Genomic DNA, 7,426 nt, shown 5'->3' with positions numbered 1-7,426 from the left:
ATCATTAAAGCTACCACTTATTGCCGGAATGACCAAAGGGAGTTTTGTATTGCCTGACAGCAGCTCACGTGACGGCAATTATCGGATAAGAGCCTATACACAATGGATGCGTAATTCGGATCCCGCGTTTTTTTATGATAAGATACTCAGAGTTGGTAATTCGGTTGCAAATACTGTTTTCTGTAAAATCAATTATGAATATAGCAAAGATGGCTCGAAAGATGTTGTAACTGCTGTGTTAACCTATTCAAATGATAAAGGGGAAGCCTTAAGTAACAGGAAGGTTGATTATGCACTTTTAGAAAATGGCTATGAAAAGGTGTTTAGCGGCAATAAAGAAACCGATAATTATGGGCAGCTAAAAATAAAATTACAAGGTGGTAAATCTGGTAAATTACAAGATAAGCACCTAACAGCCAAGCTTCAGACCAGGGAGAAAGAAATTGTGATAAAAGAGTTTGCAATCAAAAGCATATCGACACAAACTGATGTTCAGTTTTTTCCGGAAAGTGGTCCTTTAGTAAGTGGTGTTCGTACAAGGGTTGCATTTAAGGCAACGGGAACTGATGGATTAGGTGTTCCGGTTAAAGGAGTTATAATTGATAATGACGGCAAAGAAGTAGAAACATTTGAAGCAACACATCTTGGAATGGGACAGTTTAGATTAATGCCTGAAAAGGGTAAACTTTATCAGGCAAAAGTGACTTATCCTGATGGATCAGAAAAGTCTGTTAAGTTGCCTCCTGTTCTGGAAAGTGGATATGTTCTTTCTGTTTATAATAATACTGAAACAGATACTGTTCTTGTGCGTATTATAGCAAATCCTTCTGTACTTGAAAAGGGCAGCCAAACTGTTAGTTTGATTGCTCAATCGGGCGGTAGTGTAAGTTATGCAAGCAGTATGCCGATAGGTAAGGCACAAACATCTTTATCTATACCGGCAAAAGATTTACCATCTGGAATTACCCAGTTTACGTTGTTTTCTTCGACCGGAGATCCAATGAATGAGAGGATTATTTTTATCCAGAACAATGATCAGATGGATGTTAAATTATCGACAGCTAAAAAAGTTTATGCAGCAAAGGAAAAGGTTGAAATAGACGTAAGTGCCGCCAGTGCAAATGGAGCTCCAATTTCGGGCAATTTTTCGGTATCTGTAGTTAGTGAAGATGCTGTTCCAGTTGATGAGGCTAAAGAAAATACTATATTTTCTCAAATATTGTTGAGCTCTGATATTAAGGGCTACATAGAGAAACCAAGCTATTATTTTAATAACCCTACTGAAGAAACCAAATCAAATCTTGACCTATTAATGCTTACACAGGGCTACAGAAGGTTTGTATGGAAAGATATAACCGCGGGTAAGCCATTTCAGCCTGCTTTTAAAGCAGAGAAATTAACCACTAATGTTACAGGAAGGTTATTGAGTTTGGGAGAGAAACCCATTGCCGGCGGAAAGATAACATTGATAAATAATAAATTAGGGGTGGTAATTGATACAGTCACCAACGCTGAAGGGTATTATAAATTTAGTGATCTGTTAATTACTAATGAAATCAGTTTCACCTTGCAAGGCAGAAATGCAAAAGGTGGCAAAAACGTAGAAATAAAGGTTGATAAAATTCGTGATCAGGACAGAACACCAAATATGAATGTTGGCGATCTTGATACTGATCTGGGTAAGTCATTGATGGCTTCTCTTGAGAATAGTAAAAAACAAGATGCGGAAATGGTGAGGAATGGACAAATGGGTCGGGCTCAACAACTTAATGAGGTTATAATTAGTGCAAAAAAGCGTAAAAGGCTATTTGGCTATGATCTTGTATTAGATGGACACGCAGATTTTACTTACAGGCCGAGTAATGTGCAGGCATTTGGGACACTTTTGGAGTGGTTAAGAGCTACGGTCACCAATGTTGAATTCAGATCGGCTGAAGCTGATTGCGGACCAGTTACCATGCCGTTTTCAAGAAATGAAAGGATGAAAGTATTTCTTGATGGTAGAGAAATTAATGATTGCGAGGTTCAGGATCTGTTTTATTTGGATCCATTAGATATTGATAGGGTTGATGTTGCTCGTACCAATGCTGCCATAATGAGTATGACCGGAGGACCTAGCTTATTTTTAGCAACGAAAAGAGGGATTGGAGTATTGCGTTCGGGATATACTCCTGAAGTAGTAAGTTATGCGCCAAGAGGTTTTAACCCTGTAAAGGAATTTTACGCTCCGGTTTATGATAGTAACAGTCGTATAACAGATCTAAGAAGTACGGTGTATTGGAATCCTGGTGTCTTAGTCGGATCAAATGGTAAAGGAAAGATTAGCTTTTTTAATGCAGATACAAAAGGTGTTTACCGCGTAGTTATTGAAGGTATTAATGGAGATGGATTACTAGGAAGGCAGGTTTATAAATACGAAGTTAAATAATGAGCATTATTTTTCTTGAATGGGTGTCCTCAATGGAGACGTCATAGTTGTCTTTGTATTTGATTGCACGTATTTAATCATTTACTAAGACAACTATGAAATTGAAACGCTCCATTTTCCTATTTTGTTCAATAGCATTTATTGGCATGGTGGCTTTTACAGGCCGAGAAGAGGATCCTATTGAAAAGCTTTTAACTTCTCTCCAAAGTTGGGCAGAGAATAATCCTCAGGAAAAAGTTTACTTACATACTGATAAGCCTTATTATATTGTTGGAGATACGATATGGTTTAAAACGTATGTGACTATTGGTAGCAAACACCAGCTATCAGCACTTAGTGGGGCTGTTTATGTAGAGCTGATTAATGAAGGTGATTCTATTGCTCAGTCGCTTAAATTGCCGCTTATGGCGGGGATGGCTAAAGGTAGTATTGTGCTCTCGGATACCGCTATTCGAGAAGGGAATTATCGCTTAAGAGCCTATACCCAATGGATGCGTAATGCCGGACCGGAATATTTTTACGACAGAACCTTTAGTGTCGGTAACTCTGCAGCAAATACTGTTTTTGCAAAAATAGATTACATCTACGCTAAGGATGGGGAGCAAACTAAAGTAACGGCATTGATAAAATATACCGATCAAAAGGGAGAACCGTATGCAGATAAAGCCGTTAGATACGAATTAAAAGAAGGTTATAAATCAATAGCTACTGGCGGTGGCAAAACCAATGAGTCGGGAGAACTAAGTGTAAGCTTGCCAAGTTCTAAATCAGAAAAGGCCGGTAGCACTTATATTTTGACGAGGATTACCATCGCTGATGGAGAAAATGTCCCTAAATCATTTCCTATCAAAAGAGCTTCGCAGCAAACAGATGTTCAATTTTTTCCTGAGGGGGGAAATCTTGTAAACGATATATGGACAAAGGTTGGAGTTAAAGTGGTTGGAGCTAATGGTTTAGGTGTATCTGTTCAAGGGGTGATAATTGATAATGAAAATAAAGAGGTTTCTAAGTTGGAAACGAAACATTTGGGTATGGGTTATTTTAATTTGAAATCGGAACAGGGCAAAACCTATCAGGCAAAAATAACTTATCCTGACGGATCAGTAAATACGTTAAAATTGCCTAATGCAGTTAATGAAGGTTATGCGCTTTCTGTGTATAATAATACAACGGGAGATACCATTTTAGTAAGGATAGGGGCAGGCAGTTCCATTTTGAAAAAAGGAGATCAGGTTGTTAGTTTAGTTGCCCAATCCGAAGGTGATCTTCAATATGCTGCTGATATTCATGTAAACAAGGCTGTTACTTCTATTCCAATTCCTTCGAAGGGACTCCCATCTGGTATTCTACAATTTGCGCTCTTTTCTGAATCTGGGAATCCATTAAATGAAAGGATCGTCTTTGTACAAAAGAATGATCATATGGACTTAAAAGTTAACAGTTCCAAAAAGGAATACTCATTAAGAGAGAAAGTAGAAATAGAATTGGATGCTCGAGATGCTGCGGGGAATCCTTTGGTAGGGAATTTTTCAGTGTCAGTGATTAATGAAGATGTAGTCCCTTCAGATGAAACTACCGAGAACTCTATATTCTCTCAATTGTTGTTGAGCTCTGATATAAAAGGTTATATAGAAAAACCTAATTATTATTTTCATAACCCAACAGATGAAACAAGAGCTAATCTTGATATTTTAATGCTTACTCAAGGGTATAGAAGGTTTGTCTGGAAAGACCTGATTTCTAACAAGCAATTGCCGCCGGTCTATAAAGCTGAAAAGCTAGTAACAAACATTACCGGAAAGTTAATGACATTAAACAATAAACCGGTCGCTGATGGTAAGGTTACACTAATTAATAACAAGCTAGGCTTGGTCTTAGACACTATTTCTGACGGGAAAGGGAAATTTAAGTTTAGCAATCTTCTTATTACCGAAGGAATTGATTTTACAATCCAGGGTAGGACAGCAAAAAATAGTAAAAGATTAGAAATACAAATTGATAAGTTTGTTGAACAAGATGCCACCCCTAATATTAATATTGGTGACATCAATTCCGATATTCCCAAGGCGCTTATGGCGTCTATTGAAAATAGTGTAAAGCAAGATTTAGACATGCAAAAACATGGGAGAATTGGACGTGGCCAGCATTTGAAAGAAGTTCGGATTCAGGCGAGTAAGTTGCCTAAATTTGGTAATACCATCCATGAAAACCAGGCTGATCAGGTTTTTAGACCGGATTCCAGACAAAACTGCGGAACATTTAAAGACTGCTTGGAGAAAATGAACAACAACAAAAGTGTGCGTTTTGATCAGATCATGTCGGAAGACTGTGGGCCTATGTGGGTAGCACGTACCTTATCGGGGGATGGAGTTTATGCTGTAACTATTGATGGATGGATTCTTGAAAGTTGTGATTTTCAGGAGCTGCTATTAGGGGATGGATCAAATATCAGTAAGGTATATTTCGTATATGATAGTTATGCGATGAGGGCGAGGTTACTTGGTGGCAGGTTTGGATTAAAGCCTCCGCCAGTAATGGCAATTTATACTAAAAGTGGTAATTTTCGTCAAAAATATGATCCATCGGTAGTTTATTATGCTCCAAAAGGGTTTGCTTCGGTAAAGGARTTCTATGTACCTAAATATGGTAATAACGAAGTTAACAACTCCCTTGCAGATTTAAGAAGCACTATCTATTGGAACCCTGCAACGGTTACTGATAAGGAAGGTAAAGCCAGGCTCAGTTATTTCAATTCAGATAACAAAGGAACTTACCGCGTAACTGTAGAAGGGATCAACGCAGATGGTTTACTTGGAAGACAGGTTTATCGTTATCAGGTTAAATAATTTCAATACCAGCATCCTTATATCGTTGTAGCTTGCCTTCCTTTGGATCTATATCTGTGATGATGGTATCTAACTCATTTGTTGCACAGATGTAGTAATTTTCAGCTGTATCCAATTTCTCAAATGTTGAAAGTGCAATAATATGTTTAGATGTTTCAACCATCGCTTTCTTCATCTGACTATCTTCATAATTTAAGCCTGTAACCCCAATGTTTAGGTCGATGCTGCAGATACCCAGAAAGCAAATATCGGCACGAACATTTTTAATGGCTTGTATGGCATCATGCCCCATTGTAGAGAAGGAGGATTTATTTAATCGTCCGCCTACAAAAATCACCTCTGCATTTGGGTGGTCTTCCAAGATATTGGCTACAGGGAAATTATTGGTTACTACGGTTATGTTAATTTCCTTAGGTAAGCCGGTTGCAACAGCTAAAGCTGATGTTCCGGCATCGAATATGATTACCTGGCCATCCTTAATGAATTTTAGGGCTTTGGCCGCAATTATCTCTTTATGGCCAACGTCGTAATTTTCTCTTTCTCTATAATGTCTTGGAATAGGAGAGTGCAAGACTGCTCCTCCGCGAACTGCTTTAAGCAAACCTTCATCTGATAATTCCTTAATATCTCTTCTTACCGTGTCTTCAGAAACATTTAATAGTTTACTTAAATCTCCTAAAAGAACTTTGCCTTCTTTAGTGATGTGATCTATTATCTGCTGTAGTCTTTCTGCCTTTATCATAATTTGTTTGCAATATTATGCAATATTAAGAAAATTAAATTGCAATATGTTGCAAAACATTGTATTTTTGTTGCAACTTCTTACAAGATATAAATAAATAAAATATGAAAAAAACAATAGCTATTGATATGGATGGTGTGCTCGCCGATACAGAGACCCATTTCATAAACTGGTATGAGAGAGACTATGGTGTTAAAGTAAATCGTAAAGACATGTTGGGAGTACTTGAATCGGAAGGGTTTCCTGATAAGACAGCGGTAAAAAGATTTGTTTATACGCCTGGATTTTTCAGGACAATACCTGTAATGCCAGGAGCAATTGAGGCGGTAAAAGAACTCATGGAAACTTACGATGTATACGTTGTTTCAGCAGCAATGGAATTTCCTCAATGTTTATCTGAAAAGCAAGAATGGTTGCAAGAATATTTTCCATTTATTAGTTGGGAAAACATAGTTTTTTGTGGCGATAAAAGTATTATTAATACAGATTACATGATAGATGACCATTGCAAAAATCTTGATTATTTTAAGGGCAAAACGATTATGTTTACCGCTGCACATAATGTTTACAAAACACATCATCAAAGAGTTGATAACTGGAATGATGTAATGGACTTGTTCGAGAAAGAAGAAGTGCCAGCATAATAACCGGACGCAAACGTTTTCGATAATAAATGCGGTTTAGTATGCATTTAATCTTGTAAACAACATATATATTTAGTTTTTATACCATCTATTACTACAAAAGTAAATTACGGTATAAGGAAACTAAATATAATATGAGCCAAGGCAGTAAAATACACAGAATGACACAAACCATGAGGTGGTTTGGTCCTAAAGATCCGGTAAGCTTATCAGACATCAGACAAGCTGGCTGCACAGGAGTTGTTAGTGCACTTCATCATATTCCAAATGGAGAAATTTGGACGGTTGAAGAGATCTTAAAACATAAAAATCTAATTGAAACAGCTGGTCTCGAGTGGAATGTTGTAGAAAGTGTACCCGTTCATGAATCTATAAAAACTCAGGATAAAGGCTTTGAAAATTATATATCCAATTATAAGACTTCCTTAAAGAATCTGGCTTCTTGTGGTGTATCGGTTGTTACCTACAATTTTATGCCTGTGCTGGATTGGACAAGAACCAACCTTGCCTTTGAACTTGAAAATGGCGCTAAAGCTTTAAAGTTCGAAAAAGCAGCACTTGTGGCATTTGATGTATATATGCTGAACAGGCCAGATGCAGTTAATGATTACACCTATCAGGAACTTGAAAAGGGTAGATTGCGTTTCGAGCAAATGTCTGCCGAGGAACGGTTAGTGTTGCAAAGAAATATTATTGCAGGCTTGCCTGGAAGTGAAGAGAGTTTCACCTTAAAACAGTTTCAGGATGCTTTAGATAAGTATAAAGG

At 37.5% G+C, this 7,426-nt stretch carries 5 protein-coding genes; 4 read left to right on the top strand and 1 reads right to left on the bottom strand.

Features of this window, described 5'->3' with window-relative positions:
• Positions 1-2,428, top strand: a 2,428-nt coding sequence (locus AC1DG9_RS19965) for a carboxypeptidase-like regulatory domain-containing protein (RefSeq protein ID WP_477635109.1), incomplete at its 5' end; no start/stop codon positions are given.
• Positions 2,429-2,523: 95 nt separating this feature from the next.
• Positions 2,524-5,274 carry a carboxypeptidase-like regulatory domain-containing protein gene (locus tag AC1DG9_RS19960; protein WP_288882348.1) on the top strand — a complete coding sequence of 917 codons (2,751 nt, stop codon included), beginning with the start codon at positions 2,524-2,526 and terminating at the stop codon, positions 5,272-5,274.
• Here AC1DG9_RS19960 and AC1DG9_RS19955 read toward each other — a convergent pair.
• Positions 5,267-6,016 carry a DeoR/GlpR family DNA-binding transcription regulator gene (locus tag AC1DG9_RS19955; protein WP_172663799.1) on the bottom strand — a complete coding sequence of 250 codons (750 nt, stop codon included), beginning with the start codon at positions 6,014-6,016 and terminating at the stop codon, positions 5,267-5,269. The two genes, AC1DG9_RS19960 and AC1DG9_RS19955, sit on opposite strands and share 8 nt — an antisense overlap.
• 104 nt (positions 6,017-6,120) lie before the next feature.
• On the opposite strand from AC1DG9_RS19955, the gene AC1DG9_RS19950 reads away from it, so the two are divergent.
• Positions 6,121-6,660 carry a 5' nucleotidase, NT5C type gene (locus tag AC1DG9_RS19950; RefSeq protein ID WP_337715170.1) on the top strand — a complete coding sequence of 180 codons (540 nt, stop codon included), beginning with the start codon at positions 6,121-6,123 and terminating at the stop codon, positions 6,658-6,660.
• 161 nt (positions 6,661-6,821) lie between these two features.
• Positions 6,822-7,426, top strand: a 605-nt coding sequence (uxuA, locus tag AC1DG9_RS19945; RefSeq protein WP_477635108.1) for a mannonate dehydratase, incomplete at its 3' end; no start/stop codon positions are given.

This window comes from Pedobacter sp. 05L430, assembly GCF_056397585.1.
The sequence above is the reverse complement of the archived record's forward strand: the minus strand, read 5'-3'. Positions and strand labels throughout refer to the sequence as shown.

Coding starts and splice junctions, on each gene's coding strand:
- AC1DG9_RS19955 (WP_172663799.1), bottom strand. CDS start 6,016: ATGATAAAGGCAGAAAGACTACAGCAGATAATAGATCACATCACTAAA.
- AC1DG9_RS19950 (WP_337715170.1), top strand. CDS start 6,121: ATGAAAAAAACAATAGCTATTGATATGGATGGTGTGCTCGCCGATACA.